The 26,073-nt window shown below is 68.4% G+C and carries 26 protein-coding genes; 12 read left to right on the top strand and 14 right to left on the bottom strand.

Annotation, left to right across the window (positions count from 1 at the left end; translation table 11 throughout):
• Nucleotides 1-18: 18 nt before the first annotated feature.
• On the bottom strand, nucleotides 19-1,008 hold the full coding sequence (locus tag FFK22_RS26295) for a calcium-binding protein (protein ID WP_306770172.1): 990 nt from the start codon (nucleotides 1,006-1,008) through the stop codon (nucleotides 19-21).
• A 275-nt stretch (nucleotides 1,009-1,283) separates the two neighbouring features.
• On the opposite strand from FFK22_RS26295, the gene FFK22_RS26290 reads away from it, so the two are divergent.
• Nucleotides 1,284-2,588: an aminotransferase class I/II-fold pyridoxal phosphate-dependent enzyme gene (locus tag FFK22_RS26290; protein WP_138887758.1), complete on the top strand. Its 1,305-nt coding sequence runs from the start codon at nucleotides 1,284-1,286 to the stop codon at nucleotides 2,586-2,588.
• Between the two features lie 63 nt (nucleotides 2,589-2,651).
• Here FFK22_RS26290 and FFK22_RS26285 read toward each other — a convergent pair whose 3' ends face one another.
• Entirely contained in the window at nucleotides 2,652-3,542 is an 891-nt protein-coding gene (locus FFK22_RS26285; RefSeq protein WP_138887759.1) for a LysR family transcriptional regulator, read from the bottom strand.
• Nucleotides 3,543-3,659: 117 nt separating this feature from the next.
• On the opposite strand from FFK22_RS26285, the gene FFK22_RS26280 reads away from it, so the two are divergent.
• Nucleotides 3,660-4,550 carry an EamA family transporter gene (locus FFK22_RS26280; RefSeq protein WP_306770171.1) on the top strand — a complete coding sequence of 297 codons (891 nt, stop codon included), beginning with the start codon at nucleotides 3,660-3,662 and terminating at the stop codon, nucleotides 4,548-4,550.
• 3 nt (nucleotides 4,551-4,553) lie between these two features.
• Here the strand turns inward: FFK22_RS26280 and FFK22_RS26275 are convergent, their stop codons facing one another.
• A complete protein-coding gene (locus FFK22_RS26275; RefSeq protein WP_138887760.1) occupies nucleotides 4,554-5,225 on the bottom strand; it encodes a carbonic anhydrase in 672 nt (223 codons plus the stop codon).
• Between the two features lie 170 nt (nucleotides 5,226-5,395).
• On the opposite strand from FFK22_RS26275, the gene FFK22_RS26270 reads away from it, so the two are divergent.
• The 3 genes from FFK22_RS26270 to FFK22_RS26260 all read left to right on the top strand — a co-directional run bounded on the left by FFK22_RS26270 (nucleotide 5,396) and on the right by FFK22_RS26260 (nucleotide 9,295).
• On the top strand, nucleotides 5,396-6,430 hold the full coding sequence (locus tag FFK22_RS26270; RefSeq protein WP_138887761.1) for an ABC transporter ATP-binding protein: 1,035 nt from the start codon (nucleotides 5,396-5,398) through the stop codon (nucleotides 6,428-6,430).
• A gap of 119 nt (nucleotides 6,431-6,549) precedes the next feature.
• Nucleotides 6,550-7,572, top strand: a complete 1,023-nt coding sequence (locus tag FFK22_RS26265; RefSeq protein ID WP_186002656.1) for a Fe(3+) ABC transporter substrate-binding protein — start codon at nucleotides 6,550-6,552, stop codon at nucleotides 7,570-7,572.
• A 46-nt stretch (nucleotides 7,573-7,618) separates the two neighbouring features.
• Nucleotides 7,619-9,295, top strand: coding sequence for an iron ABC transporter permease (locus tag FFK22_RS26260; RefSeq protein ID WP_138887762.1), 1,677 nt, complete (start codon nucleotides 7,619-7,621; stop codon nucleotides 9,293-9,295).
• A 15-nt stretch (nucleotides 9,296-9,310) separates the two neighbouring features.
• Here FFK22_RS26260 and FFK22_RS26255 read toward each other — a convergent pair whose 3' ends face one another.
• Nucleotides 9,311-11,467 (bottom strand): ASKHA domain-containing protein, encoded by a 2,157-nt coding sequence (locus FFK22_RS26255; protein ID WP_221938864.1) that lies wholly within the window; start codon nucleotides 11,465-11,467, stop codon nucleotides 9,311-9,313.
• Nucleotides 11,430-12,344, bottom strand: a complete 915-nt coding sequence (locus FFK22_RS26250) for a methyltetrahydrofolate cobalamin methyltransferase (protein ID WP_138887763.1) — start codon at nucleotides 12,342-12,344, stop codon at nucleotides 11,430-11,432. Before FFK22_RS26250 ends, FFK22_RS26255 begins: the two co-directional genes overlap by 38 nt.
• Before the next feature lie 167 nt (nucleotides 12,345-12,511).
• Between FFK22_RS26250 and FFK22_RS26245 the strand changes: the two genes are divergently transcribed.
• On the top strand, nucleotides 12,512-12,760 hold the full coding sequence (locus tag FFK22_RS26245; protein WP_138887764.1) for a type II toxin-antitoxin system ParD family antitoxin: 249 nt from the start codon (nucleotides 12,512-12,514) through the stop codon (nucleotides 12,758-12,760).
• A gap of 17 nt (nucleotides 12,761-12,777) precedes the next feature.
• Nucleotides 12,778-13,071 carry a type II toxin-antitoxin system RelE/ParE family toxin gene (locus FFK22_RS26240; RefSeq protein WP_221938863.1) on the top strand — a complete coding sequence of 98 codons (294 nt, stop codon included), beginning with the start codon at nucleotides 12,778-12,780 and terminating at the stop codon, nucleotides 13,069-13,071.
• 34 nt (nucleotides 13,072-13,105) lie between these two features.
• Here FFK22_RS26240 and FFK22_RS26235 read toward each other — a convergent pair whose 3' ends face one another.
• The 4 genes from FFK22_RS26235 to FFK22_RS26220 form a co-directional block, all read right to left on the bottom strand.
• Nucleotides 13,106-13,576, bottom strand: coding sequence for a hypothetical protein (locus FFK22_RS26235; protein ID WP_138887766.1), 471 nt, complete (start codon nucleotides 13,574-13,576; stop codon nucleotides 13,106-13,108).
• A 171-nt stretch (nucleotides 13,577-13,747) separates the two neighbouring features.
• On the bottom strand, nucleotides 13,748-14,050 hold the full coding sequence (locus FFK22_RS26230) for a virulence factor (RefSeq protein WP_138887767.1): 303 nt from the start codon (nucleotides 14,048-14,050) through the stop codon (nucleotides 13,748-13,750).
• Nucleotides 14,051-14,073: 23 nt separating this feature from the next.
• The gene (locus FFK22_RS26225; protein ID WP_138887768.1) at nucleotides 14,074-14,685 is read right to left on the bottom strand and encodes a DUF1638 domain-containing protein; all 612 of its coding nucleotides are present in this window, start codon (nucleotides 14,683-14,685) and stop codon (nucleotides 14,074-14,076) included.
• A gap of 17 nt (nucleotides 14,686-14,702) precedes the next feature.
• Nucleotides 14,703-15,407, bottom strand: a complete 705-nt coding sequence (locus FFK22_RS26220) for a B12-binding domain-containing protein (RefSeq protein WP_138887769.1) — start codon at nucleotides 15,405-15,407, stop codon at nucleotides 14,703-14,705.
• 195 nt (nucleotides 15,408-15,602) lie between these two features.
• Here FFK22_RS26220 and FFK22_RS26215 point away from each other — a divergent pair, with 195 nt between their 5' ends.
• The 3 genes from FFK22_RS26215 to FFK22_RS26205 are packed head-to-tail and all read left to right on the top strand — an operon-like array spanning nucleotide 15,603 to nucleotide 16,995.
• Nucleotides 15,603-16,094 (top strand): hypothetical protein, encoded by a 492-nt coding sequence (locus FFK22_RS26215; RefSeq protein WP_138887770.1) that lies wholly within the window; start codon nucleotides 15,603-15,605, stop codon nucleotides 16,092-16,094.
• A gap of 1 nt (nucleotide 16,095) precedes the next feature.
• A complete protein-coding gene (locus FFK22_RS26210; protein ID WP_138887771.1) occupies nucleotides 16,096-16,338 on the top strand; it encodes a hypothetical protein in 243 nt (80 codons plus the stop codon).
• Nucleotides 16,339-16,995 (top strand): DsbA family protein, encoded by a 657-nt coding sequence (locus FFK22_RS26205; RefSeq protein ID WP_138887772.1) that lies wholly within the window; start codon nucleotides 16,339-16,341, stop codon nucleotides 16,993-16,995.
• A gap of 31 nt (nucleotides 16,996-17,026) precedes the next feature.
• Here the strand turns inward: FFK22_RS26205 and FFK22_RS26200 are convergent, their stop codons facing one another.
• The 3 genes from FFK22_RS26200 to FFK22_RS26190 form a co-directional block, all read right to left on the bottom strand.
• Nucleotides 17,027-17,218 carry a hypothetical protein gene (locus FFK22_RS26200; RefSeq protein ID WP_138887773.1) on the bottom strand — a complete coding sequence of 64 codons (192 nt, stop codon included), beginning with the start codon at nucleotides 17,216-17,218 and terminating at the stop codon, nucleotides 17,027-17,029.
• A gap of 79 nt (nucleotides 17,219-17,297) precedes the next feature.
• Nucleotides 17,298-20,780 (bottom strand): transcription-repair coupling factor, encoded by a 3,483-nt coding sequence (gene mfd / locus FFK22_RS26195; RefSeq protein ID WP_138887774.1) that lies wholly within the window; start codon nucleotides 20,778-20,780, stop codon nucleotides 17,298-17,300.
• The gene (locus tag FFK22_RS26190; RefSeq protein ID WP_138887775.1) at nucleotides 20,777-21,064 is read right to left on the bottom strand and encodes a succinate dehydrogenase assembly factor 2; all 288 of its coding nucleotides are present in this window, start codon (nucleotides 21,062-21,064) and stop codon (nucleotides 20,777-20,779) included. The genes mfd and FFK22_RS26190 overlap by 4 nt, the downstream gene beginning before the upstream one ends.
• Before the next feature lie 45 nt (nucleotides 21,065-21,109).
• Here FFK22_RS26190 and recG point away from each other — a divergent pair, with 45 nt between their 5' ends.
• Nucleotides 21,110-23,191 carry an ATP-dependent DNA helicase RecG gene (gene recG, locus FFK22_RS26185; RefSeq protein ID WP_138887776.1) on the top strand — a complete coding sequence of 694 codons (2,082 nt, stop codon included), beginning with the start codon at nucleotides 21,110-21,112 and terminating at the stop codon, nucleotides 23,189-23,191.
• 16 nt (nucleotides 23,192-23,207) lie between these two features.
• Here recG and FFK22_RS26180 read toward each other — a convergent pair whose 3' ends face one another.
• Nucleotides 23,208-23,486 carry a hypothetical protein gene (locus tag FFK22_RS26180; RefSeq protein ID WP_186002655.1) on the bottom strand — a complete coding sequence of 93 codons (279 nt, stop codon included), beginning with the start codon at nucleotides 23,484-23,486 and terminating at the stop codon, nucleotides 23,208-23,210.
• Between the two features lie 372 nt (nucleotides 23,487-23,858).
• Nucleotides 23,859-25,007 (bottom strand): porin, encoded by a 1,149-nt coding sequence (locus tag FFK22_RS26175; RefSeq protein WP_186002654.1) that lies wholly within the window; start codon nucleotides 25,005-25,007, stop codon nucleotides 23,859-23,861.
• Between the two features lie 206 nt (nucleotides 25,008-25,213).
• Here FFK22_RS26175 and FFK22_RS26170 point away from each other — a divergent pair.
• A partial coding sequence (locus FFK22_RS26170; RefSeq protein ID WP_143956874.1) for a DEAD/DEAH box helicase family protein occupies nucleotides 25,214-26,073 on the top strand: 860 nt, incomplete at its 3' end.

Genomic DNA, 26,073 nt, shown 5'->3' with positions numbered 1-26,073 from the left:
CTGCCGGGGCAGCTCCCGTCAGAGCACGAAGTCGATCGCGCCAAGGACGAAGGTGCCGCTGATCTCGACATGGAAGTCCGATACGCCATCGCCGTTCACGTCCCCGGCGACCACTGTGGCGCTCCCGGTCTGGCTGTAGCGCAGCTGTCCGGCGACGCCCGTATAGAGGCCGGTGCCGATGAAGCTGAAGGCCTGATCGCCGACGACGGCCGTGCTGGCATCGATCCGCGAGAGGTCGATCCGATCCCCCTCCACCTGCGAGAAGCCCGTGATCACGTCGCGGTTGGCGGAGGCCGGGCTGTCGCCGATGACGGACAACACGAAGCGATCGGCGCCGCCGCCACCGGTCAGCAGGTCCTTGCCCGCGCCGCCATCGAGCACGTCGGCGCCGGTGCCGCCAGTGATCGTGTCGTTGCCGGCCGCGCCGTTCACGGTCTGGCCGTTGCTGACGCCGGCCAAGGCGATCACGTCGTTGCCGGCCGAGCCACGGATCTCGTCGATGCCGGAGATCGAGGCGCCGGTCAGATCGGCGGTGCCCGCCGCCGACAGGATCAGGATGTCCTGGCCGAATCCGGCACTGATCGTCGAAAAGGCGCCGAGCTGGGCCGCGGTCAGGGTGATGGTGTTGTTGCCGGCGCCGGAGACGTTCAGCTCCTCGATGTTGACGATGGTCGCGAGGCTGAGATCGATGACGCCGAAGGCGCTGCCGAAATCCAGCCGGTCGTGGTCGGCCCCGCCATCGAAGGACTCGGCCAGGCCGGTGACCTCGGACGCCGCTTCGAACCGGAAGATGTCGTAGCCGACGCCGCCGATCAGGGCGTCGGCTCCCTGGCCGCCATAGAGGATGTCGTCGCCACTGCCGCCCGAAATCGTATCGTTGCCGTCGTCGCCGTAGATCAGGTCGTTTCCTTCGGCGCCGGAGATGGTATCGGCACCGGTGGTCACGCCGGTCACCGGATTTCCCCCACCCGTCCTGCCGTCGCCGGCCCGATGGATGAAATCACCCACGGACGTTCCCGTCACGTTTGCCATGATCCCTCCTACATCTCGGATTGCGGCGGGCCATGACATCGCCTCGGGAGGCAGGCCCTGCCATGAGCACCGATTCTAGGGACGCCTTCCGGCAGGCGTCCCGTCCCAAACGGGATGGATGCTGCGGAGGCCGGTGATCGCGGCCCCGACAATCCAGAGCCGCCGCTGCCGCATGGCTCCGCTCTGGCCCCAGCGGCCTTGGCGCCGTTAGCCTCTCCTCGTTCCGCCACGACCGCGCCCCGGAGACGGCCATGCAGCGCCTCGACACCCTGATGACAGACGACCTCCGCGCCTTCCGGCGGCAGGCGGGGGACCGGCATGCCGCCTTCCGCGCCCGCGGGCTGAAGCTGGACAGCTCGCGCGGCAAGCCGTCGCCGGAGCAATTGGACCTGTCGAACGCGCTCTTGTCCCTGCCCGGGGCGGACGGGTTCCGGTCGGCCGACGGCGGCGACTGCCGCAACTATCTCGGCGATGTCCGCGGCCTGCCGGAAGCACGGGCGCTGTTCGCACCGATGCTGGGCGCGACGGCCGATCAGGTGCTGGTCGGCGGCAACTCCAGCCTGACTTTGATGCACGACATCATCGCCTTCGCGCTGCTGCACGGCGTGCCGGACGGCGATAAGCCCTGGGCGGCCCAGGGCCCGATCACCTTCCTGTGCCCGGTCCCCGGCTACGACCGTCATTTCGCCATCAGCGAGGGCTTCGGCATCCGCATGGTGCCGGTGCCGCTGACCGGACAGGGCCCTGACATGGATGTGGTCGAGCGGCTGGTGACCGCGGACCCATCGGTCAAGGGCCTGTGGAGCGTGCCGAAATACAGCAACCCGACGGCCGAGACCTGTTCGCCCGAGACAGTGGAGCGGCTGGCGGCGATGCGCACCGCGGCCCCCGATTTCCGGCTGTTCTGGGACAACGCCTATGCGGTACATCACCTGACCGACCGGCCGCATGAGCTGGCCAACATCCTGGAGGCCTGCGCTCGGCATGGGCACGGCAACCGGCCCTTCGTTTTCGGCTCGACCTCGAAGATCACCTTCGCCGGCGCCGGACTGGCCCTGTTCGCGAGCTCGGCCGCCAACCTGGACTGGGCGCGGAAGCATCTGGGCCGCCAGTCGATCGGGCCGGACAAGCTGAACCAGCTGCGCCATGTCCGGCTGCTGCGCGACGAAGCCGGTATCGCCGCGCTGATGGAGCGGCACCGGCAGATCATCGTGCCGAAGTTCGAGCGTGTGCAGGCGGTGTTCACCGAGCATCTCGGCGGCACCGGCGTTGCCCGCTGGACCGAGCCCGAGGGAGGCTACTTCATCAGCCTGGACGTGCGGCGCGGCAGCGCCCGCCGGACCGTGGCCCTGGCGCAGGAGGCCGGGGTGGCGATGGTCGCGGCGGGCGCCACCTTCCCCTATGGCCGCGATCCGGACGACCGCAACATCCGCATCGCCCCGACCTTCCCGGCGCTGCCGGAGGTCGGGCTGGCGGCCGAGGGCGTGGCGCTGTCGGTGCTGGTGGCGACCAGCGAATCGATCCTGGCCGAACGCGAGGCCGGCGGCGGCCACTGACGGCGACGGAACGCTGCGTGTCGTCCGTGGGTTCAGGGTCCTAGCCACAGTTGAGGTTCGGGCTCAGGCCTTGGCAAATGCGTCGACGACGAAATCGACGAAGGCCCGGACCTTCGGCACCAGGTATCGCCGGGACGGGTAGACGGCATAGATCGAGGTCTCGACCTTGGACCAGTCGTCCAGTGCGGTCGCGAGGGTGCCGCGAGCGAGGTCGTCCGCCACGTAGCGGCGGGGCGCGAGGCTGAGGCCGAAGCCGGCGCGCAGCGCGTCCCGCACCGCAAGGCCGGACCCCACCTTGTAGCGGCCGTCGACCGGAACCCGGACGGCCTCGCCGCCCCGCCGGAACTCCCATTCGTCGGCATGGCCTGACAGGGTGAACTGGACGCAGTCGTGATCGCGGAGATCCTCCGGCCGCTGCGGCCGTCCTTGCCGATGGAAGTAGTCCGGCGAGGCGCACACGACATGGTCGAGTGCCAGCAGCTTCCGCGCCACCAGGCTCGATTCCTCCAGCCGGTCGCTGCCGCGGATGGCGACGTCGTAGCCCTCCTTCACGATATCGACCCGGCGGTCGTCCAGGTTGAGGTCCAGCGACAGCTCCGGATGCCGGGCCAGGAAGGCCGGAATCATCGGCGTCAGCGTCAGCAGCGTCAGCGAGACCGGCGCGGTCACGCGCAGCAGGCCGCTCGGCGTGTTCTGCAGGGCGCCGAGCGACCGGTCGGCATCCTCGATGTCGTCGAGGATGCGGCGGACCTGCTGGTAGTAGATCGTGCCGGCCTCGGTCAGGCTCATCCGGCGCGTGGTGCGGTTCAGGAGCCGGGCCTGCACGTGCAGTTCCAGCTCGCCGATGTTCTTGCTGATGGCGGCGGGGGAAAGCCGCAACGCCTTGGCAGCATGGGCGAAGTTGCCCGCCTCGACCACGGTCCGGAACACCCGCAGCGCGACCATATGGTCCATATCATTCACTTCTGGTAGCGAGTGTCGCCACCATACGCCTTATTATCTTCTGATGGTGAAGACGCTACCTGATCGGCGAGAAGAGGCGGTGGGCCTCGGACTTCGCGCGAGGCGCCCGTGACGACCATCCCTGCAGCCCAGGATGCGAAGGCAAATACCGGCCAGGTGGCGGCGATCCTGACCACCGCCATCGCGCCGGCCATCTGGGGCACCACCTATTACGTCACCACCGCGCTCCTGCCGCAGGGCTATCCGCTGACGGTGGCGATGCTGCGCGCCCTGCCGGCCGGGCTCCTGCTCCTGGCTTTCGTCCGGACGCTGCCGAACGGCATCTGGTGGGGCCGCACCTTCATCCTCGGTGCTCTCAACTTCTCAGTCTTCTGGGCGATGCTGTTCATCTCGGCCTATCGCCTGCCGGGAGGGGTCGCCGCGACGCTCGGTGCGGTCCAGCCGCTGATCGTGATCGCGCTGGCGCGTCTGGTGCTGGGCCGGCCGGTGCGGCCGCTTGCCGTCCTTGCCGGCATCGGCGGCGTGGCGGGCATCGCGCTGATCGTGCTGACACCGAAAGCGGCGCTCGATCCCGTGGGGATCGCCGCCGGCCTCGCCGGTATCCTCTCGCTGGCCTGCGGCACTGTCCTGTCGCGGCATTGGCAGCCGCCCGTGTCGTCTCTGACCTTCGCCGCGTGGCAGCTCACGGCCGGCGGCCTGCTCCTGATTCCGGCCGCGCTGTTGCTGGAGCCGGCCCTGCCGATCCCGACCACGGTCAACCTGATCGGCTTCGCCTGGCTCAGCGTGATCGGTGGCGCCCTCACCTACATCTTCTGGTTCCGAGGATTGGCGCGAATCGAGCCGAGCGCCATCGCGTCTCTCGGATTGCTGAGCCCCCTGGTCGCGACCGCGGTCGGCTGGCTCCTGCTGAACCAGGACCTGACGCCGCTGCAACTGGGCGGCTTCTTCGTGGCGATCATCAGCCTCTGGCTGAGCCAGCGGGCCGCCCAGGCCCGGTAGACATCAGGGACAGCGGATCGCCGACAGCCCGCCGCGCTCCTCATCCGCCACCGGTTCGAAGCGGCCGGTGTCCGGATCGCGCACCAGCAGGCGGCCGGAGGCGACGCCGAAATAGGCGCCGTGGAGCTGCAACTTGCCACGCCCGACCAGGATCGAGACGCAGGGGAAGGTCATCAGGTTCTGCAGGCTCAGCTCGACCGAGGCAAACTCCAGCCGGCGCAGGTAGTCGTCGCCATCCGCCGGCTTGCGGGGCCCGAGGCTAGCAGCCGCCGGGGCGATCTGCGACATCCAGCGGCCGATGAAGTCGCCGGGCGACAGCGGCTCCTGCTCGTCGGCGAAGGCGCGGATGCCGCCGCAATGGGCGTGGCCCAGCACCACGATGTGTTTCACCCGCAGCGCCTGGACCCCGAACTCGAGTGCGGCGCTGGTGCCGTGCTGGGTCTCGCGATCGGGCTCGTAGGGCGGCACCAGGTTGGCGACGTTGCGCACCACCAGCAGCTCGCCCGGCGCCGCGTCGAAGATGACCTCGGGCGACACCCGTGAATCGACGCAACCGATGACCATGATCTCCGGCCGCTGGCCGGCCTCCGCCAGCATCTCATAGCGGTTGCGCTCCGCGGCGAACCGGCCGCTGAGAAAGGCGCGATAGCCCTCGGTAAGCCGTTCGGGAAACATGGCCGCCCTCACATCCACCTCGCCGCCAAACGGATGCGGCAGAAGCGTGGCAATAGCAAACGGCGCCGCCCGCGCCAATACGGACCGCGCCGGCGGATCGCGGTTGGATCGCCGCCGGGTCTGCTCTAAGCAGGGCGGAGACCAACGGGTGAGATCAGAGTGCGGACCGAATGCTGACGCTGAAGCGCATCTGCCGGAGCTTCGGCACCGTCCGGGCGCTGGACGACGTGTCGCTGTCGATCGCGCCTGGCGAGATCGTCTGCCTGGTCGGCCGTTCGGGCTGCGGCAAGTCCTCGCTGCTGCGCATCGTCGCCGGAGTCGACGCCCCCGACAGCGGCCGGATCCTGCTGGACGGCGCCGAGATCGCGGGGCCGAACGGCTTCGTCGAGCCGGAAGACCGCAACATCGGCTTCATGTTCCAGGACTATGCGCTGTTCCCGCATCTGACAGTCGAGGAGAACGTGGCCTTCGGCCTGAAGCGGCTGCCGCGGGAAGCCGCGCGTGCCCGGGCGGCGGAGGTGATCGGCCGCATCGGCATCGCGGCGCTGGCGGGCCGCTATCCGCACACCCTGTCGGGCGGCGAGCAGCAGCGCGTGGCCCTGGCGCGGGCGCTGGCGCCGAAGCCGGTCATCCTGCTGATGGACGAGCCCTTCTCGAACCTAGACCGCGGCCTGCGGGAACAGGTGCGGGAGGAGACCATCGCGACGCTGCGAACCCTCGGCACGACGGCGATCATGGTCACGCATGACCCCGAGGAAGCCCTGTCGGCCGGCGACCGGGTGGTGCTGATGCAGAAGGGGCGGATCGTCCAAGTCGGCACCGGCTACGAGATCTACGACCATCCCAATTCGCTCTACGCCGCCGAGTTCCTGTGCTCGCTCAACCGGATCGCCGGCACCGTGCGCGAAGGCCGGGTGGAGACACCGGTCGGCGCCTTCCCGGCCCCGCCCGGCCTGCCGGAGGGCAACGCCGCGGTGGCCTGCATCCGGCCGCAGGCCGTGGTCTTGGCGAAGCTGGGCGAGGGCTTGCCGGGGCGCATCATCAGTTGCTCATTCCTGGGTGAGATCGAGCAGATCTCGATCATGGTGGAGGGGATTCCCGACCTGCTGCGTTTGCGCACCACCGAGCGGATCGAAGCGAAGCCGGGCGCACCGGTCGCCGTGGCTGTCGATCCCGCGGGCGTGCTGGTGTTCGCTGCCGAGTGAGGCCGAATGCCGCGACGTAACCAGGCGGCTTGACGGCGCGAATTCATCTATGATGAAGCAAATGCGTCTCGATCGCAGCTAACGAGCCGCATCGGACAACAGAAGGGGGTTTGCGCATCATGAAGGACGTTTCCGCACGCCGGCTCGCGCTCATCGCGGGCATCGCCATGGTCGGCTTCGCCGGCACCGCCGCGGCCGACATCAACATCTACACGACGCGCGAGCCTGGGCTGATCCAGCCGCTGCTCGACGCCTACACCGCCAAGAGCGGTGTCAAGGTGAACACCGTGTTCCTGAAGGACGGGCTCGCCGAGCGCGTCGCCGCCGAGGGGCAGAGTTCGCCCGCCGACCTCCTGATGGCCGTCGACGCCGGTAACCTGGCCGATCTCGTGGACAAGGGCGTGACCCAGGCGATCCAGTCGGACGTCCTGACCGCCGCGGTGCCGGCGCAGCTGCGCGACCCGAACAACCACTGGGTCTCGCTGTCGATGCGGGCCCGCGTGCTGTACGCGCACAAGGACCTCGACCTCACGGCCTTCACCTATGAGGACCTGGCCGACCCGAAATGGAAGGGCAAGATCTGCATCCGGTCGGGCCAGCACCCCTACAACACGGCGCTGTTCGCCGATTACATCGCGCATTACGGCGCCGAGAAGACCGAGGCCTGGCTCACCGGGGTCAAGGCGAATCTGGCCCGCAAGGCCGGCGGCGGCGACCGCGACGTGGCCAAGGACATCCTCGGCGGCATCTGCGACATCGGCATCGCCAACTCCTACTATGTCGGGCTGATGCGCTCCGGCAAGGGCGGCGAGGAGCAGGTCGCCTGGGGCAATGCGATCAAGGTGATCCTGCCGACCTTCAAGGATGGCGGCACCCAGGTGAATGTCAGCGGCGCGGCCCTGGCCAAGCACTCGCCGAACAAGGCCGAGGCGGTGAAGCTGCTTGAGTACCTGGTGTCCGACGAGGCTCAGAAAATCTATGCCGAGGCCAATTTCGAGTATCCGGTGAAGGCTGGCGCCCAGGCCGACCCGATCATCGCCTCCTTCGGCGAGCTGAAGGTCGATTCCGTGCCGCTGACGGAGATCGTCAAGCACCGCAAGCAGGCGAGCGAGCTGGCCGAGAAGGTCGGTTTCGACGGCTGATGAAGGATCCGGGCGCGGACGCACCAGCGCCCGGCGTCTCCCGACGATGACTCAAGCCGTTCCGCATCAGGCCCCTGTCCTGACCATCGCCAGGCGCCAGCCTGGGCGGCACTGGCTGTCGGCGGCGGCGATCATCGGCGCCCTGGTGGCCCTGCCGGTCCTCGCCTTGACCTGGGAGGCGCTGCAGGGATCGACCGGGCTGTGGCCGCATCTCCTCGCCTATGTGCTGCCGCCGGCGCTGGGCCAGACGATCACGCTGCTGCTCGGGGTCGGCTTGCTGGTGACCGTGATCGGCACCTCGACGGCCTGGCTGGTCACGGCCTACGACTTCCCGGGCCGTCGGCAGCTCGAATGGGCGCTGCTGCTGCCGCTGGCGGTGCCGACCTACATCATCGCCTACGCCTATCTCGACATCCTGCATCCGCTCGGCGTGGTGCAGGGCGCGATCAGGGCACTGCTGGGCTATTCCAGCCCGCGCGAGTTCCGGCTGCCCGACATGCGGTCGATGGCCGGCTGCATCGTGCTGCTGGGCTTCGTGCTGTACCCCTATGTCTACATCACCACCCGGGCGATGTTCCTGACCCAGGCGGCCAATCTGGTCGAGGTCTCGCGCACGCTCGGCACCCGGCGCCGCCAAGTGTTCCTGCGGGTGGCCCTGCCGCTGGCGCGGCCGGCCATCGCGGTCGGCGTCAGCCTGGCGCTGATGGAGACGCTGAATGACATTGGCGCGTCCGAGTTCCTTGGGGTCCGGTCGCTGACCATCTCGGTCTACACCACCTGGGTGACGCGCTCGGACCTTCCCGGCGCGGCGCAGATCGCGCTGGCCATGCTGGTCCTGGTGGTCGCCCTGGTGATGATCGAGCGCTGGGCCCGCCGCCGGCAGCGATACTCGACTGCGCCGCAGCGCTCGCGCAGCTTCACACCGCACCGGCTCGCCCCCCTGCCCGGCTTGGCGGCGCTGGCAATCGGCCTGGTTCCGGTGCTGATCGGCTTCGCCGCTCCGGCGCTGTATCTCGCGGTCGAGGCGTGGCAGCGGTTTCGCTTCAACGGGGTTTCCGACCGCCTGCTGTCCGAGGCGGTCAACACGGTGGCGCTGTCGGCGATCGCGACCATCGCCGTGCTGCTGTTCGGAGTGATCGTCGCCTACACCGCGCGCTCACGTCCCGGCCGGGCCGCGGCAGCGCTGCAGCGGCTTTCGACCCTCGGCTACGCCATGCCGGGTACGGTGATCGCGATCGGCATCCTGGTCCCGGTCGCCGCCCTCGACCAGGTGATCGACCGGGCCGCGAGCGCCTGGCTCGGCCTCTCCACCGGGCTGCTGCTGATCGGGTCCGGGGCGGCCCTGGTCTACGCCTATGTCGCCCGCTTCCTGGCGATCTCGACCGGCGCGATCGAGGCCGGGTTTAGCCGGATTCCGCAATCCTTCGACCAGGCATCACGCAGCCTGGGCCAGACCGTCACCGGAACCTTCCGGCATGTGCACCTGCCGCTGTCCAAGGCCGCGCTGGCGGCGGCCGGGTTGCTGGTGTTCGTCGACTGCATGAAGGAACTGCCGGCGACCCTGCTGCTGCGGCCGCTCAATGTCGAGACGCTGGCGACGCATCTTTATGGCGAAGCGGCGCGCGGCACCTATGAGGAGGCGGCGATCGCCGCCCTCGCCATCGTCCTGGTCGGGATCCTGCCGGTCGTGCTGCTGGCCCGGATCGGCCGGCGCAGCGCGTAAGCGGAGGCCCCGGCCTCAGCCGCGGCGACGCCGGCGCCGGCCCCCTTCGCCGTCACCACCCTCGGCCGTCTTCGGGACCGGCAGCTGGACCACGGCGGCCAGGTTCGGGAATGCCGCCGTCTTGTGCGGCAGCGCCATCGCCTCCACGAAATGCTGCTGGAACATCGGCTCGACGGCGGTCTCGATCTTCTCGACCCGGCGCACCACCTGCTCGATCTCGGCGCGGGCCGCGCGGCTGACCAGGGCGATGCGGGCGCCGGTGCCCGCGGCATTGCCACCGGCCACCACCTTGGCCAGGTCGCAATCCGGGATCAGCCCCAGCACCATGGCGTATTTGACGTCGATATGGCTGCCGAAGGCGCCCGCCAGGGTGATGCGGTCGACATGGTCGACGCCGAGCTTGTCCATCAGCAGGCGGACGCCGGCATAGAGCGCGGCCTTGGCCAGCTGGATGGCGCGGACGTCGTTCTGGGTGACGCGCAGCTCGCGCTCGCCGTCGCGGTGCAGGACATAGCTGAAGGTGCGGCCGTCGGCGACGATGCGGTCGCTGCGCGCCGCCATCCCGCCGTCGATCACCCCGTCCTGGGTGATGATGCCGGCCAGGAACATCTCGGCCAGCACCTCGATGATGCCGGAGCCGCAGATGCCGGTGACACCGGTGCGGCGGACCTTGTGGGCAAAGCCCTCCTCGTCCGACCACAGCTCGCTGCCGATCACCCGGAAGCGCGGCTCCAGCGTGTCGCGGTCGATCCGCACCCGCTCGATCGCCCCCGGCGCAGCACGCTGGCCCGACGAGATCTGCGCCCCTTCGAAGGCGGGACCGGTGGGGCTGGAGCAGGCCAGCAGGCGGTCCTTGTTGCCGAGCACGATCTCGGCATTGGTGCCGACATCGACGATCAGCCGCAGGTCCTCTGACTTGTGCGGCTCCTCCGACAGGATCACCGCCGCGGTGTCGGCGCCAACATGGCCGGCGATGCAGGGCAGGACATAGACCCGGGCGTTGGGGTGGATCTTGAGGTCGATCTCGGTCGCCCAGATGTTGATCGCCTGGTCGGTGGCCAGCGCGAAGGGGGCGCCACCCAGCTCGATCGGGTCGATGCCCAGCACCAGGTGATGCATGATCGGGTTGCCGACCAGCGTCACCTCCAGCACGTCCTCGACCTCCAGCCCGGCCTGGGCGGTGACCCGGCTGGCGAGATCGTTCAACGCCTCCCGCACAGCTTCGGTCAGCGCCTTGTCGCCGCCGGGGTTCATCATGATGTAGCTGACCCGGCTCATCAGATCCTCGCCGAAGCGGATCTGCGGGTTCATGGCGCCGCCGGAGGCGACGACCTCGCCGGTCTCGATGTCGCAGAGATGACAGGCGATGGTGGTGGAGCCGATGTCGTAGGCCAGGCCATAGATCTTGTCGCGGAAGCCCGGCCAGACCGCCAGCAGGCGCTTCACCCGCTGCTCGCGCACCGCCACGGTGCAGGTCCAGTTGCCCTCTCGGAGAGCCTTCTGCAGCCGCTGCACCACTCGCAGATCACAATCGAGGCCGGTGATGCCCCATTGCTCGGCCAGTGCCTCCTCCAGCCGGCGCAGATCGCCGGAGGGGTCGTGCATGTCGGGCTCGCGCACCTCGACGTAGTAGAGCTTGACCGGCGGATCGACCTCGATGACCCGGTGCTCGGCATCCTTGCGGACAACTTGCTTGTGCACCTGACTCTCGGGCGGCACGTCGACGACGAGGTCGCCCTGGATCAGGGTCTGGCAGGACAGGCGGCGGCCCGGCTTCAGCCCGCGCTTCTCGGCGTAACGCAGCTCGGCCGCGCCGGTCTCCGAGGCATGCCCGGCGCGGGATTCGATGCCGTGCTTGGCGAACTGGCCGTCGCCGATCTCGACCTGGCAGCGGCCGCAGATCGACCGGCCGCCGCAGACGCTGTCGACATCGACACCGAGCGAGCGCGCCGCCTGCAAGAGTGGCGTCCCGAGCGCGAAGCGGCCGCGCCGGCCGGACGGGGTGAAGACGACCAGCGCCGTCTGCGCCGCCGAGCCTGACGCCCCTGGGCCGGGCGGCTGCCCGGGATCGATCATGTTCATCGCCAACCCGTCATCCTCGCGGCGCCCCGGCCGAGGCTCCGCATCGCCGTATTCACTGCGCCGCCCGCCGCCGGCGCCCTTCGCGGCCACCCCGCGCGCCCGCGGCCTCGGCGCCTTCGGCAGCCGGCTCGCGGTACTGGCGGATCCAGCGGGCGCAGTGCGGATCGTGACCCATCATCGTGTCGGCACCCAGCACTGCCTGGAGGCTCTCCGCATGCAGCGGATTGGTGATCGCCGAGGTCATGCCAGCGCCGATCGCCATGCTCAGGAAGGCGGCGTTCAGCCCGTGCCGGTTCGGCATGCCGAAGCTGACATTCGACGCGCCACAGGTGGTGTTGACCTTCAACTCCTCGCGCAGGCGGCGGACCAGGGTGAAGACCTGTCGGCCGGCGGTGTTGATGGCGCCGATCGGCATCACCAGCGGGTCGACCACGATGTCGGCGTAGGAGATGCCGTGGTCGCGCGCCCGCTCGACGATCTTCTTGGCAACGGCGAAGCGGACGTCCGGATCCTCGGAAATGCCGGTCTCGTCGTTGGAAATGGCGACGACCGCGGCGCCGTACTTCTTCACCAGCGGCAGCACCGTCTCCAGCCGCTCGTCCTCGCCGGTCACCGAATTGACCAGGGCCTTGCCCTTGTAGACGGCCAGCCCGGCCTCCAGCGCCGCGACGATCGAGCTGTCGATCGACAGTGGCACGTCGGTGATCGACTGCACCAGCTGGACGCATTCGGCCAGGATGCGCGGCTCGTCCGCCAGCGGGATGCCGGCATTGACGTCCAGCATCCGGGCCCCAGCCGCGACCTGGGCCAGTGCGTCGGACTGGACCCGGCTGTAGTCGCCGTTCTTCATCTCCTCGGCCAGGATCTTCCGGCCGGTCGGGTTGATCCGTTCGCCGATGATGACGAAGGGCCGCTCGAACCCGATGGCGATCTCCTTGGTCGCCGAGCTCACCACTGTGTCCGTCATGCCCTGCCTTCGGATGCTGGAGTTCTGTGGGATCGAGGCTAGGAGGAACGCCCCTGCCGGGATCGTCTTGCAGCGGCATCGCCTGCCGCAGGCGCGTCAGCACTGTTGCCGCCGCACTTTGTCAATGTTTGGAATTCGCCTATCATGCCGGCGAGGAGATTCTGGGCATGCACATCTCACTGACACCCAAGCTGGAGGAACTGGTCCGGGAGAAGGTGGAGTCCGGCCTTTACAACAACGCCAGCGAGGTCGTGCGGGAAGCCCTGCGCCTGATGCAGGAGCATGACGAGATCCGTCGCCTGAAGCTGGAGCGCCTGCGCGACGAACTGGCAAAGGGCGAAGCCGACCTCGCCGCAGGCCGCGTTACGGTCCTGGACAGCGACGACGCGCTCGAAGACTTCTTCGCTCGCCTGTGAAACGGCTCGTCGTCACGGTGGCCACGCAGGAGGATCTGCGGGCCATCGGCCGCTACACCGCCGAAACCTGGGGTCCCGATCAGAAAGTTGGGTATCTCAACCAGATCCGGGCGCGGTTCATCCAGCTTCGGAAGGTGCCGGGCCTCGGCCGGATGCGCGACGAGATCCGGCCCGGCTATCGCAGCATCTCCAGCGGACGACACGTCATCTTCTATTGTGAGACGGACGAACTGATCGAGGTCGTCCGTATCCTGCATGACCGCATGGATCTGCACCGGCAGTTGGCAGATCCCACCCCGGGATCTGCCTAAGCGGCCCTCAGCCCGCGATGCCGCCGACATACATTCATCGGCTGATAATGACATTCGCCGTCTGGCCGTCCACGATGGCGACAGGGGCGGAGACGAGCCCACCCTGGGCATTGTAACCGACACTCCAGGAAACTTCCGTAAACACAATCCAATTGCCCGGCTTCAGACCAGTTAACTTGAAGTTTCCCTGGGCGTCGCAAATCCCTTCTTTTTTGACCGCGGTCAAGACCGGCTGCGCCTGAGGATCGCCAAGATCGAATCTCGATCGATACTTGCCCGCCTCGATCAGCTCGGTCGTATATGCCGTCGTCGGAAGTGCCATAACCTTCGCGCCCGCACAGGTCACGACACCGCCGCCCTGCTGGCGGAGAAATGCCTGTCCAGCGACGCTCCCGGTTCCCGTGCCCTTGAAGGCATCGTAGGCGGCCGGATCAAAGGGCTGTTGCATCTTGTATGAGCAGGCGGCCAGCGCCACTGCGGCCGCCGACAATAGGACTTTGTGCACGATTCCCCCCTCCAAATGGGGAAAGCCTCGCGCAACGTGAAGCGAGCGGTCGAGCGAGATTCCGACCGCTTCCACTCTCTATTGGTCGCCCGGGGCATCCAAATGCCGCCTGGCTGAACGGACCCGGATCGTCGGTTCGCGGATCTCGACTCGCGGTCCATCCGAACTGTCTCAACCCGCGATGCCTCCGGATTCGACCAGGGCGCGCAGCCGGGCGTCGTCGTATTCCGCCTCGATCCGCGCCGCCGCCGCCTCCGCCTCAGCCTGCAGGTCATCGCTGCACTCAACCGGCTCGGACTTCTTCCATTCCTCGAGATAGCTGTCGGCGTCGCGCGCCTTGCCGCGCATGGCGGCGCGGTCGATCGCGTCCTGGAAGCGCTGCGACAGCAGCACCTTGGCCTGGTCGCGCCGGCCGGCCTTGGCGGTGACCTGGCTTGGGATGTCGCGCCAGGAGACGATGATGAGCTGCGGCATGAAGTCTCTCGATCGATGAAGGGTCAGGCGGAGGCCGCCACGAACTGCGCGAACTCGCCATAGCCGGTATGGCGATACTCATAGCCCAAGCCCAGCCGCTCCGCCGCGGCCTTCGCCTGAGCCTGCAGCGCCGGGTCCTCGGTCTGGGCCAGGTACACCAGGCGACGGTAGTTGCCGAAGATCATCGGCAGCAGCTCCGGGTGGCGGTCCAGCCCCATGCCCTCGACGATCAGGGCGTGGAAGTGGCGGACCAGATAGTCGGTGAGGAAGAAGCTGCCTGGCTCCTCCTCCATCAACCGGTCGAAATCGGCCGCTCCAGCGAAGAAGGCGTAGCAATGCGGGCCGCCGATGCGCTCGGCCCCCTCCTCCGCCGCCACCCGATCGATTGCGCCGCCGCTGCCGCAATCGGCATAGGCGATGCGGATGCGCGTCCAGCCCATCGCCCGCGCGGTGCGGATGCGCCGGCGCAGCCGGTCGGCGATGCGCTCCGGCCGGTTGTGCAGGATGGCGGGCAAGCAGGTGACGGCGACGCGGTCCGCGATGCCGTTGGCACGGATCACGGCCAGCGTCTCGCGCGCCAGGGCACCGCAAGCGATCAGCAGCGTCCGGTCCGGGCCGGGGGCGACCCCGGCCACCCCGAACCGCTCGGGCCTCAGGCCGTCGCGCGCCCCGCCTGGTTGTGCTTGCGCCGCATGAAGTCCTTGGCCGTCTCCACTGCCACCGCCGCGTCGCGGCAATAGGCGTCGGCGCCGATTTCCCGTGCGAATTCCTCATTCAGGGGCGCACCGCCGACGAGCACAACGTAGTCGTCGCGGATCCCCTGCTCCTTCAGCGTGTCGATCACCACCTTCATATAGGGCATCGTCGTCGTCAGCAGCGCCGACATGCCGACGATGTCGGGCTGATGCTCCTCGATCGCCTTCAGGTAGTTCTCGACCGGGTTGTTGATGCCGAGGTCGATCACCTCGAAGCCGGCGCCCTCCATCATCATCGACACCAGATTCTTGCCGATGTCGTGGATGTCGCCCTTGACTGTGCCGATCACCATCTTGCCGACCTTGGGCGCGCCAGTCTCGGCCAGCAGCGGCCGCAGGATGCCCATGCCGCGCTTCATGGCGTTGGCTGCCAGCAACACCTCGGGCACGAACAGGATGCCGTCGCGGAAATCGATGCCGACGATGCGCATGCCCTCGACCAGCGCCTTGGTCAGCACGTCGTAAGGAGTCCACTTGCGCGCCAGCAGGATGCTGACGCCCTCGACGATCTCATCGGCGAGGCCGTCGTAAAGGTCGTCCCACATCTGCTCGACGAGTTCCTCGTCGTTCAGCGCGTTCAGGTCGATATCGTCATCCGCCATGGGAGCCCTCGATCGCCGGCTGCTGACTAGCCACGGCTCGCATTAACCGGGATGCCGGACCTTGCCGCTAGCCTGGAACCGACCCGGACTGCGAAGGCGGCGACACGTCATGCGGTCGGCCGGGCGCGGCATCGCCGCGCTTGCCAGCCGCGGCCGCCCCCCGGATGATGCCCCTCCTCCGGCCACGCGGTTGCCATGGATATCCAGGACTCCCTGCTTACGTTCCTCCGCCACTTCCCGCGGACCGACGACGCCACCCTGATCATCCTCAAGGGCCATCTCCTGCTGGAGGAGGAGATCAACAACCTGCTGCACGAGATGCTGCCGAACCCGGAGGTGCTGGACGGGCTGCAGATCAACTTCTTCACCAAGACCCAGTTCGCCCGCGCCCTGATCAAGAACGAAGCGCTGGACGACATATTGGACGCGGCGGAGAAGCTGAACCGCCTGCGCAACCGGCTGGCGCACAACCTGGAGCCATCCGGGGTCGAGGCGGCGATCCGCGATTTCGTCACCGCCGCCGACGGCCGGATCCTGGGCGGCGAGACCGCGCCGGAGCAGCAGTTGAAGCGGCGCATCGCTTTCCTCTGCGGCCAACTGCTGCGCTTCCGCACCGAATACCGCGCCGCGCGGCAGATCCTGAAGACCAGGGTCGGGGCCGGCAAGACGAAGCCGAGGCGGCCCTGATATGCCGAACTGGCGCAATCGAGGCGGCGGGCGGCGCGACCCGGAGCGGGTCGAACGGGCCGTGAAGGCGGACTTGCTGCGGCGCGACCGCCGGGCCAAGTCCGCGCTTGAGGCGCAGGAAGCCGAGCACAACACGCTGGCGGTCGGCCTTCTGGCCGGCGAGATCGCCGATCGCGACGCGGGCGTGGCCGCACAGGAAGCCGATCCCATTCCCAAACGCCGTCCCCCGCGGGATACTGGGTGAATGCGGATCGACATCTTCTTCGACGTGGTCTGCCCCTGGTGCTACATCGGCAAGCACCGGCTTCAGCGCGCCTTGGCGATGCGGCCCCTGCCGGGGCTGGAGATCCGCTGGCAGCCCTTCCAGCTCAATCCGGAGATGCCGAAGCAGGGTGTCGACCGGCAGAGCTACATGATCGCCAAATTCGGCGGGCGCGAACGCATGCGGCAGATCAACGCCGTGGTCGCCGAGGCCGCCGGCAAGGAAGGCCTGCCCCTGAACCAGGGCGTCATCCGCCGCACCCCGAACACGGTCGAGGCGCACCGGCTGATCCGCCACGCGGGCGAACTGGGCGAGTCCGACCGCATGGTCGACGCGCTGTTCGCCGCCTATTTCGTTCACGGCCTCGACATCGGCAACCGCGAGATCCTGATCGACATCGCGGAAGAGCTCGGTTTCGACCGCCGCCGCGTGGCCGGGGTCCTGGCCAGCGAGATCGGCGTCGCCGAGATCCAGGCGGCCGACCTCCGCGCCCGGCAGCTCGGCATCCAGGCGGTGCCCTGCTTCGTCTTCGACGGCCGCTACGCCGTCTCCGGCGCGCAGGAGCCGAGCGCCTTCCTGCCGCTGCTCGACTTGGCCCGTGAGCACGCCGTCTCGGCACCACTGTCGGAGCGGGCTTAGTAGCGGCCCCTAACCCGTGGCCCGCCGGCAGCTATCCGATGTTTCGCAGCGTGGCGCTGGCGCGGCGGCCGATCTCAGCGATGAAATCCTTCAAATCGTCCGACGAGACGTCTCGATATCGGCCTTCCTCGATATCGGCGAAGCCGCTCCGTGCGGCCTCCCGCAATCGCTGGAAAGCCGCGTCGGCGAGCTGATCCGTGGGCACGATATTACGTCTCGGCATGCAACTCTCCCTTGTCGGTCGAGCCCACCATCTCGGCGAACATATTGGGTTCGCGACGCGAATCCAACCTACGACGATCCTACCCCGCCAGATCCGCCAGACGCTGCACCAGCTTGCGGGCGCCGATCACGCGGTCCTGCGGCGTCTCCCAGCCACGGGCGTAGACCAGCTTCTGGTCCGGGCGGACCTTGATCGCCCCCGCCATGCGCTGGATGAAGCCGATCAGCTTGTCCGGCTTGGCGAACTGGTTGTCGCGGAAGCCGATCACCGCGCCCTTCGGCCCGGCATCCAGCCGCTCCACCCCGGCGGCGCGGCACAGGCGCTTGATCGCCACCAGCTCGAGCAGGTTCTCGACCTCCTCCGGCAGGGCGCCGAAGCGGTCGATCAGCTCGGCGGCGAAGCCGTCCAGCTCGGCCTGCCCCTCCAGCGCCGAGATCCGGCGGTAGAGGTCGAGCCGCACCTGCAGATCAGCGACATAGGTCTCCGGGATCAGCACCGGCACGCCGAGATTGATCTGCGGCGTCCAGCTGTCGGCCAGATCCTCCACGGCGCTGACGCCGGCACGGGCGGCACGCACCGCCTCGTCCAGCATCTGTTGGTACAGCTCGGCCCCGACCTCGCGGATATGGCCCGATTGCTCCTCGCCCAAGAGGTTGCCGGCGCCGCGGATATCCATGTCGTGGCTGGCCAGAGTGAAGCCGGCGCCCAGCGTGTCCAGCGTCTCGATCACATGCAGCCGCTGCTGCGCCGTCTTGCTCAGCGCCCTGCGCGGCGCATAGGTCAGATAGGCATAGCCGCGCAGCTTCGACCGGCCGATACGGCCGCGCAGCTGATACAACTGGGCCAGTCCAAACAAATCGGCGCGGTGGATCACCATGGTGTTGGCCGACGGCACGTCGAGGCCGGACTCGACGATTGCCGTGGCCAGCAGCACGTCGAACTGGCCGTCGTAGAAGGCGCTCATCACCTCCTCGAGCAGGGTCGCCGGCATCTGGCCGTGGGCGACGGCGATCTTCACCTCCGGCACCAGCTCCAGCAGGGTCTGGTGCAGCTCGGCCAGATCCTCGATCCGCGGGCAGACATAGTAGGTCTGGCCGCCGCGGAAATGCTCGCGCATCACCGCCTCGCGAATGATCACCGGGTCGAAAGGCAGGACGAAGGTGCGCACCGCCAGCCGGTCGATCGGCGGGGTGGTGATCAGCGATAGCTCGCGCACGCCGGACAGCGACATCTGCAGCGTGCGCGGGATCGGCGTGGCCGTCAGCGTCAGCACATGCACGTCCTCGCGCAGCGCCTTCAGCTTCTCCTTCTGCTTCACACCGAAATGCTGCTCCTCGTCGACGATGACGAGGCCGAGATTCTTGAACGACACCTGCTTCGACAGGATGGCGTGGGTGCCGACGACGATGTCCATGGTGCCGGCCGCCAGTTCGTCCCGCACCAGCTTGGCCTCCTTCGGCGTGACCATGCGCGACAGCTGGGCGACGCGCAGCGGCAGGCCCTTGAAGCGTTCGGAGAAGGTGCGGAAATGCTGCCGGGCCAGCAACGTGGTCGGCACCACCACCGCCACCTGCACGCCATTGGCGGCAGCGGCGAAGGCGGCGCGCAGCGCCACCTCGGTCTTGCCGAAGCCGACATCGCCGCAGACCAGCCGGTCCATCGGCCGGCCCGCCTGCAGGTCGTCCAGGACCTCGTCGATGGCGCGCTGCTGGTCCTCAGTCTCGGCATAGGGGAAGCGGGCCGCGAATTCCTCGTACAGCCCCTCGGGCGGCGGCAACGCGGCGGTGGTGCGCAGGGCGCGGGCGGCGGCGATCCGCATCAGCTCCTCCGCCATGTCCTTCAGCCGCTTCTTGACGCGCGCCTTCCGCGCCTGCCAGCCGGCGCCGCCCAGCTTGTCCAGCTGCACGGCCATGTCGCCGGAGCCGTAGCGCGACAGCACCTCGATGTTCTCGACCGGGACGAACAGCTTGTCGCCGCCTTCGTAGACGATGCGCAGGCAGTCATGCGCCGCGCCGCCGACGGTCAGCGTCTCCAGCCCCTCGTAGCGCCCGATGCCGTGGTCCTGGTGGACGACAATGTCCCCCGCGGCCAGGGCCGAGACCTCGGCGATGAACTGCTCGGATTTGCGGCGCTTCTTCTGCGGCCGGGTCAGCCGGTCTCCGAGGATGTCCTGCTCGGTGACGACGGCGAGGTCCGGCGCCGAGAATCCGTGCTCCAACGGCAGCACCACCATGACGGCGCTGGCCGGATTGGTCTTCTCCACGCCCGCCCAGCTCTCGGCCACGGCGAAGTCGGCGCGGCCCTGCTCCGACAGCATCGTGCGCAGCCGGTCGCGGGCGCCGGTGGTGTAACCGGCGATCAGCACGCGCTTGCCCGCCGTCTTCAGCTCGCCGATGTGATTTCGCACCGCGGCGTAGAGATTGACCTCGGGATTGGCCCGGGCCTCGGCGAAATCATGGCCGCGGCGGCCGCCGGCGTCGGTGCCGCCCTCGGGCGGGGCGAAGGGCGAGAACGCGGCCACCGGCCGGCCGGCGAGGCCGGCATCCCATTCCGCCACGTCGAGATAGAGGCGATCGGGCGGAATCGGCCGGTAGGGCACGCCCTTGGCCTTCTTCTGCGCCGCCTGATGGGTCAGCCGTGCCTCGTAGAAATCGGCGATCTGGGCCAAGCGCTGGTCGCGCGCCTGCTCCAGCTGATAGTCCAGCGTGACCGACGCCTCGGGCAGGTAGTCGAAGACCGTGTCGAGATGGTCGTGGAACAGCGGCAGCCAGTGCTCCATGCCGGCCTGCTTGCGGCCGGCCGACACCGCCTCGTAGAGGGGGTCGTCGTCATTGATGGCGCCGAACAGCTCGCGATAGCCGCTGCGGAACCGGGCGATCGAGGCCGGGTCGAGGAACACCTCGCCCATCGGCTTCAGCGTGATCCGGTCGACCTCGCCGGTGGTCCGCTGCGACATCGGGTCGAAGCGGCGGATCTTCTCCAGCTCGTCGCCGAACAGGTCGAGCCGCAGCGGCTCCTCCGTCCCCGGCGGGAACAGGTCGACAATACCGCCGCGGATGGCGAATTCGCCCGGCTCGCGCACCGTCTGGGCCCGGACATAGCCGTTGCGGGCCAGGAATCCCTGCAGGGCCTCGAGATCGATGCGCTGGCCCGGGGCCACCGACAGGCTGGCCTCGGCGAAGGCTTCGCGCGGCGGCACCCGCTGCATCGCGGCGCCGATCGTGGTCAGCACGACGAAGGGCCGGCCGGGCTCGCGCGGCAGCAGCAGGCGGGTCAGCCCGTCGACGCGCTCCGCCACCGTCTCCGGATTCGGCGAGACGCGGTCATAGGGCAGGCAGTCCCAGGGCGGCAGCACCACGACCGGCAGGTCGGGCGCGAAGAAGGCCAGCGCCGCCTCCAGCGCCGGCAGCCGGGCGTCGTCGCTGGCGACATGCAGCAGGCCCTTGTCGCCGGCCTTGCGCGCGAGCTCGGCGATCAGCCGCGCATCCTGGCCCTGCGGCACGCCGCCGATGGCACGGTGCCGGACGGTGCCGCGGGCGACGGGCTCGGCCAGGGCGCTCATATGCGCCCCCGCGACCGGGCATAGTCGATCAGCAGCCGCAGCACGTCGCTGTCGGACTCGGGCGGCACGGGCAGCCGCTCGGTCACCCAGTCCCACAGATCGGGGTCGTTGTTCTCCAGCAACTCGCCGTAGCGGGCGAGCTGATTCGCGTCGAGTCGGTCCAGCACGGCGTCGGCGAAGCCGCCGAGCAGCAGGTCGGCTTCACGGGTGCCGCGATGCCAGCTGCGGAAGCGCAGGCGACGGCGCAGCGGCGCGACAGCGGCGCTATCGATTGGCTCGGTCATTGGCTTAAGGTGCGTGTCCACGTGAGCCCCATATAGACCCGAGCCTTGCGTCCGCAAATCCTCTTCCCGCTCTTTGCTGCCATCGAATCCCTGCACGGCATCGGTCCGAAGATCGCCCGGCTGGTCGAAAGACTGGCTGGGCCGAAGGCACTGGACTTGTTGTGGCACCTGCCCTCGGGCGTGATCGACCGGCGCCGGGTGGTCAGCCTGCGCGAGGCCCAGACCGGCAGCATCGTCACCCTGACCCTCAGGATCGACGGCCATATCTGGGGATCGTCCGCCCGCGCGCCGCACCGGGTCCGCGCCTCGGATCCGACCGGGAGGATCGACCTGGTCTTCTTCCACGCTCAGGCGAAATGGCTGGAGACGACCTTCCCGATCGGCCAGACCCGCATCGTCTCCGGCCGGATCGAGCAGTTCCAGGGCAACCTGCAGATGCCGCATCCCGACCGGGTCGGCACGCTGGAGGAGCGCGACGCGATCGCGGTGGTCGAGCCGATCTATCCGCTGACCGCCGGCCTGCAGCCGCGCACCCTGGCCAAGGTGGTCGCCGACGCCGTCGCCCGGGCGCCGGAGCTGCCGGAATGGCAGGACGCCGCCTGGCTGCAGCGCCGCGGCTGGGCCGGATGGCAGGAGTCGCTGCGCCGCGCGCATGCGCCGGAGGATGCGGCCGACCTGCTGCCCGTCGCCCCGGCCCGGCAGCGACTGGCCTATGACGAACTCCTGGCCAACCAGCTGGCGCTGGCGCTGTTCCGCCGCTCCACCCGCCAGCGCCCCGGCCGGCCAACCACCGGCGACGGAACGCTGCGGCACCAAGTCGAGGCCGCCCTGCCCTTCGCCCTGACCAACGCCCAACGCCTGGCCCTGGCCGAGATCTATGCCGACATGGCGGCGCCGAACCGGATGCTGCGGCTGCTGCAGGGCGATGTCGGCAGCGGCAAGACCGTGGTCGCCCTGCTGGCCATGCTGACGGCGGTCGAGGATGGCCGCCAGGCGGCGCTGCTGGCCCCGACCGAGATCCTGGCGCGGCAGCACCGCGAGACGCTGGCGGCGCTGCTGCAGCCGGTCGGGCTGGAGCCCGGCCTGCTGACCGGCCGCGACAAGGGCAAGGCACGCAAGGAGACGCTGGCGGGACTGGCCGACGGGTCGATCCGGATCGCCGTCGGCACCCATGCGCTGTTCCAGGAGAGCGTCGAGTTCGCCGACCTGGCCGTGGCCGTGATCGACGAGCAGCATCGCTTCGGCGTGCATCAGCGGCTGCAGCTTTCGGCCAAGGGCGAGGGCGTCGACGTGCTGGTGATGACGGCGACGCCGATCCCGCGCACGCTGCAGCTGACCGCCTATGGCGACATGGATGTGTCGAAGCTGACCGAGAAGCCGCCGGGGCGCACCCCGGTCGACACCCGGGCCGTCTCGGCCGAGCGGATCGACGAGGTGGTGGCCGGAATCGGCCGGCATCTCGCGGGCGGCGGCAAGGCCTATTGGGTGTGCCCGCTGGTCGAGGAATCCGAGACCAGCGACCTGGCCGCCGCGACCGACCGGTTCGATGACCTGCGCCGCATGTTCGGCGAGAAGGTCGGGCTGGTGCACGGCAAGATGAAGGCGGCGGACAAGGATACGGTGATGGCCGGCTTCGCCGAGGGCAGCATCGACCTCTTGATCGCCACCACGGTGATCGAGGTCGGCGTCAACGTGCCGGCGGCGACGGTGATGGTGATCGAGCATGCCGAGCGCTTCGGCCTGGCCCAGCTGCACCAGCTGCGCGGCCGGGTCGGGCGCGGCGATGCCGCCTCGCGCTGCATCCTGCTCTATTCGCCGCCGCTGTCGGAGACGTCACGGCAGCGGCTGGGGACGATCCGCGAGACCGAGGACGGGTTCCGCATCGCCGAGGAGGATCTACGGCTGCGCGGCGCCGGCGAGGTGCTGGGCACGCGGCAGAGCGGCCTGCCGGAGTTCCGCGTCGCCGACATCGACTCGCAGGGCGACCTGCTGGCCGTGGCGAAGGACGACGTCGCCCTGATCCTGAACAAGGACCCGGAGCTGGAAGGACCACGCGGCCAGGCGCTGCGCACGCTGCTGTATCTGTTCGAGCACGACAGCAGCGCGAAATACCTGCGGGCGGGGTGACCGCCCGTTCGCCGGATCAGCGATACAACGCCGAGGCGGCGGCCTCCTCGACCGGAGGCTTTCCGGGTCGGGTCCTTTCCCGCGCGGCGGCGATCTCGCGCGTGCATCGCACCTTCAGATAGGTCTCTCCCGGCCGGATCGGCAGGGCCGTATCCGCCAGCTGGGCCTGCCCCTGAAAGGCGCAGGCCGCCGCGCTTGCCGTCGCTGGTCCCTGGATGACGTCGATCGCGGTATCGATCTGGCAATCCGCCGGCGACACACCGGTCGCGCAGACGAGCAATAACATCTTGAACATGACGGTTGGGCCTCCACAGCCCGAAAATGGTGCTCCTCCATACGGTGGCGGAGAGTGATGAACTACCTCGGCCCGCCACCGCCATCATCAGCAATATCCAGATCCTACTAAAGTACCGTTATCTCACCGTGAATTCAGCCTGTCCAAATTCATTAGATTATTACAATATGTCCTTATCTGACCTTGTGCAAAAATTCCAGAAGACCAATTGACATATGATCTTTTCTAAATTCAATTCACATTGAATGATCATTTCATCCTATTTTCAGATTTCGATCAAACTCTTGCGGCCAGCGAAATGTCTGGCAATAGAGAGGGCCAATGCCGGCCTGAAGGCGGCCGGGGCGCGGTTCTCCCACGCCCCGGTCCGGATCAGAAGTTGAGTATGGTGCCGACGCTCAGGGACGAGGTCTCGAAGTCCGTGCCCTGGCGGAACTCGTCCCGTTCCCAGCGCAGTTCGCTGAACAGGTCAAGGCCCGGCGCCGCGTTGTAGACCAGCGTGCCGATCACGTTGTGGCTGGTCTTCAGGTCATCGCCGTCGGTGAAGCTGGAGTTGAGGCCGTTGTTCTTCTCCGCCGTCGTATAGGCATAGCCGATCGAGGCCAGCCACGGGCCGGTGGTGTAGGACAGGTCGCCGACGATCGAGTCGATCGCCGCATCAGCGCGGAAGGTGCTGGAGAAATGGGTCCAGCTGGCGCTGGCCCAGATGCCGTTGGCGAAACCGACCTGGCCGGCCAGGTAGTAGGCCTCGAGGTCGTGGTTGCCGCTGACGCCGTTGCCGTTATAGGCCATGCCGGCGACGCGCACCGCGGTGCTGTCGAAGGTCTGCTGGTAGTCGATGCCGCCGCCGATGACATTCTCGTAGACGGTGCTGCTATCGTTGATCAGATCGTTGCGGCCGCCATTGCCGGCATGGCCGTTGCCGCCGACGACAGGCGTGAAGTCGACGCCGAAGGACAGGCCCGCGAAGCTCGGCGAGGTGTATTTGACCTTCGTGTCCTTGGTGTTGATCCCGCCGAACTGCTGGTACGGCGCCACGGCGAAGAACGCGTCGCTGCCGCCGATCCAGGTACCGGGGCTGCGGAAGCCGTTGCCCCAGTCGGTGTCGAGGCCGAATTTCGAGCCCAGCGTCTGCTGCGCGTAGACGTGGAAGTCCTCCGCGATGTAGGGCGCATCGCCGAGGGTCACCGTGCCGAAGCCGCCCTTCAGGTAGACATAGGTGCGGTCGACGGTGACGTTGTTGCGGCGGTCGACATTGTTGAAGCGGATGCGGGCACCGTATTCCAGGCCGGAATCGGTGACGTTCTTGATGTCGAACTGCAGTCGCGCGCCGGACTCGAAATCATAGTCGCGATCGATGTCGGGGCTGCGGTTGTCGTTGAACAGCACGCCGGCCAGGAAGCCGACGCGGCCCGAAAGCTTGAGCTGCAGGCCCGAGGTCACGTTCGCATCCTCGGCCTGGGCCGCGCATGCGACCGCGAGGACCGTCAGCGCGGCCCCACAGAATAAGCTCTTCCTCATGGAAACCTCTGATCGCAAGCGATCGTTTCGGGGATGACGCGGCGCACCATGCTCCTGGAAATCCGTAAAACAAAGCAAAAACAATGACGTAACAGAAATGTCATACCATTGTTCTGGACATCGGGAGCGCGTCCTGCCGCGGTGCCGATCAAGGATCGCGACCGGTGCCATTGCGCTTTGCCTCGGATCGGGCCAGGAAAGCGGCGATGAAGCCCCTCGACCCCACCACGATCCGCCCCGCCGACGAAGGCCCGGACTTCGTGCCGCGGCCGCACCAGTCGGTGGCGCGAGACGCCATCCTGACGGCTCGCGCTCAAGGCCGGCCCGGCTTCCTGCTGGGCGACCTGACCGGGCTGGGCAAGACCCTGTCGGCCTGGCTGGCGGTCGCGGCGATGCCGGAGGCTGACGTGCTGGTGATTTGCCCGAAGGGCGCCGTGCCGCAATGGCGCCGGACCATCGCCCGCTCCGGCACCGCGGCGAAGCGGGTGACGCTGATCAATTTCGAGAAGACCAAGTCGCTGCTGGCGCCGCCGCCGGTCAGCACCAGGCGCTCGACCCGGGCCAAGAACAACGAGCTGGCGAAGCACGGCACGCCCAAGCGGACCTGGCCGATCGTGGTGATCGACGAGGCCCATCGCATCCGCAACCCGAACTCGCAGCAGGGGCTGGTCTGCCGGCAGATGGCAGCGGCGGCCGCCTTCACGATCTATATGAGCGCGACCGCCGGCCAAGCGCCGCACGAGCTGTCCTATCTCGGCCGGCTGCTGGCCGACGCCGCGGGCGGCGTCACCGGCGACCTCGACGGATTCCGCATCCTGATGAAGCGGCTGCGCATCGGCCGTGCCAAGGGCCGCTGGAAGAACTGGAGCTGGGAGCCGAACCCGGAGGACCGCAAGGTGATGGCCGATCTCCTGTACAAGGGCTCCAGGGCGATCGGACTGCGCCGACGGCCGGAGGATATCGCCGGCTGGCCCGAGGTGCAGCGCGAGCTGGCGCCGACCGCGCTGGACGCCCCCGCCCGGCGGCTCTACGAGGCGACATGGCGCGAGTTCCGGCGCGAGCTCGG

Origin of the sequence: Mycobacterium sp. KBS0706 (genome assembly GCF_005938675.2) — a bacterium.
Taxonomy (GTDB): Bacteria; Pseudomonadota; Alphaproteobacteria; order DSM-16000; family Inquilinaceae; genus Inquilinus.
Note: the sequence above shows the minus strand (reverse complement) of the source record. Positions and strands in the feature narration are given on the sequence as shown.

What these genes read in the sequence shown, in the direction of transcription:
- FFK22_RS26290 (WP_138887758.1), top strand. Translation starts at nt 1,284, where the DNA reads ATGCAGCGCCTCGACACCCTGATGACAGACGACCTCCGCGCCTTCCGG.
- FFK22_RS26285 (WP_138887759.1), bottom strand. Translation starts at nt 3,542, where the DNA reads ATGGACCATATGGTCGCGCTGCGGGTGTTCCGGACCGTGGTCGAGGCG.
- FFK22_RS26275 (WP_138887760.1), bottom strand. Translation starts at nt 5,225, where the DNA reads ATGTTTCCCGAACGGCTTACCGAGGGCTATCGCGCCTTTCTCAGCGGC.
- FFK22_RS26270 (WP_138887761.1), top strand. Translation starts at nt 5,396, where the DNA reads ATGCTGACGCTGAAGCGCATCTGCCGGAGCTTCGGCACCGTCCGGGCG.
- FFK22_RS26265 (WP_186002656.1), top strand. Translation starts at nt 6,550, where the DNA reads ATGAAGGACGTTTCCGCACGCCGGCTCGCGCTCATCGCGGGCATCGCC.
- FFK22_RS26260 (WP_138887762.1), top strand. Translation starts at nt 7,619, where the DNA reads ATGACTCAAGCCGTTCCGCATCAGGCCCCTGTCCTGACCATCGCCAGG.
- FFK22_RS26250 (WP_138887763.1), bottom strand. Translation starts at nt 12,344, where the DNA reads ATGACGGACACAGTGGTGAGCTCGGCGACCAAGGAGATCGCCATCGGG.
- FFK22_RS26245 (WP_138887764.1), top strand. Translation starts at nt 12,512, where the DNA reads ATGCACATCTCACTGACACCCAAGCTGGAGGAACTGGTCCGGGAGAAG.
- FFK22_RS26230 (WP_138887767.1), bottom strand. Translation starts at nt 14,050, where the DNA reads ATGCCGCAGCTCATCATCGTCTCCTGGCGCGACATCCCAAGCCAGGTC.
- FFK22_RS26220 (WP_138887769.1), bottom strand. Translation starts at nt 15,407, where the DNA reads ATGGCGGATGACGATATCGACCTGAACGCGCTGAACGACGAGGAACTC.
- FFK22_RS26215 (WP_138887770.1), top strand. Translation starts at nt 15,603, where the DNA reads ATGGATATCCAGGACTCCCTGCTTACGTTCCTCCGCCACTTCCCGCGG.
- FFK22_RS26210 (WP_138887771.1), top strand. Translation starts at nt 16,096, where the DNA reads ATGCCGAACTGGCGCAATCGAGGCGGCGGGCGGCGCGACCCGGAGCGG.
- FFK22_RS26205 (WP_138887772.1), top strand. Translation starts at nt 16,339, where the DNA reads ATGCGGATCGACATCTTCTTCGACGTGGTCTGCCCCTGGTGCTACATC.
- FFK22_RS26200 (WP_138887773.1), bottom strand. Translation starts at nt 17,218, where the DNA reads ATGCCGAGACGTAATATCGTGCCCACGGATCAGCTCGCCGACGCGGCT.
- mfd (WP_138887774.1), bottom strand. Translation starts at nt 20,780, where the DNA reads ATGAGCGCCCTGGCCGAGCCCGTCGCCCGCGGCACCGTCCGGCACCGT.
- FFK22_RS26190 (WP_138887775.1), bottom strand. Translation starts at nt 21,064, where the DNA reads ATGACCGAGCCAATCGATAGCGCCGCTGTCGCGCCGCTGCGCCGTCGC.
- FFK22_RS26180 (WP_186002655.1), bottom strand. Translation starts at nt 23,486, where the DNA reads ATGTTCAAGATGTTATTGCTCGTCTGCGCGACCGGTGTGTCGCCGGCG.
- FFK22_RS26175 (WP_186002654.1), bottom strand. Translation starts at nt 25,007, where the DNA reads ATGAGGAAGAGCTTATTCTGTGGGGCCGCGCTGACGGTCCTCGCGGTC.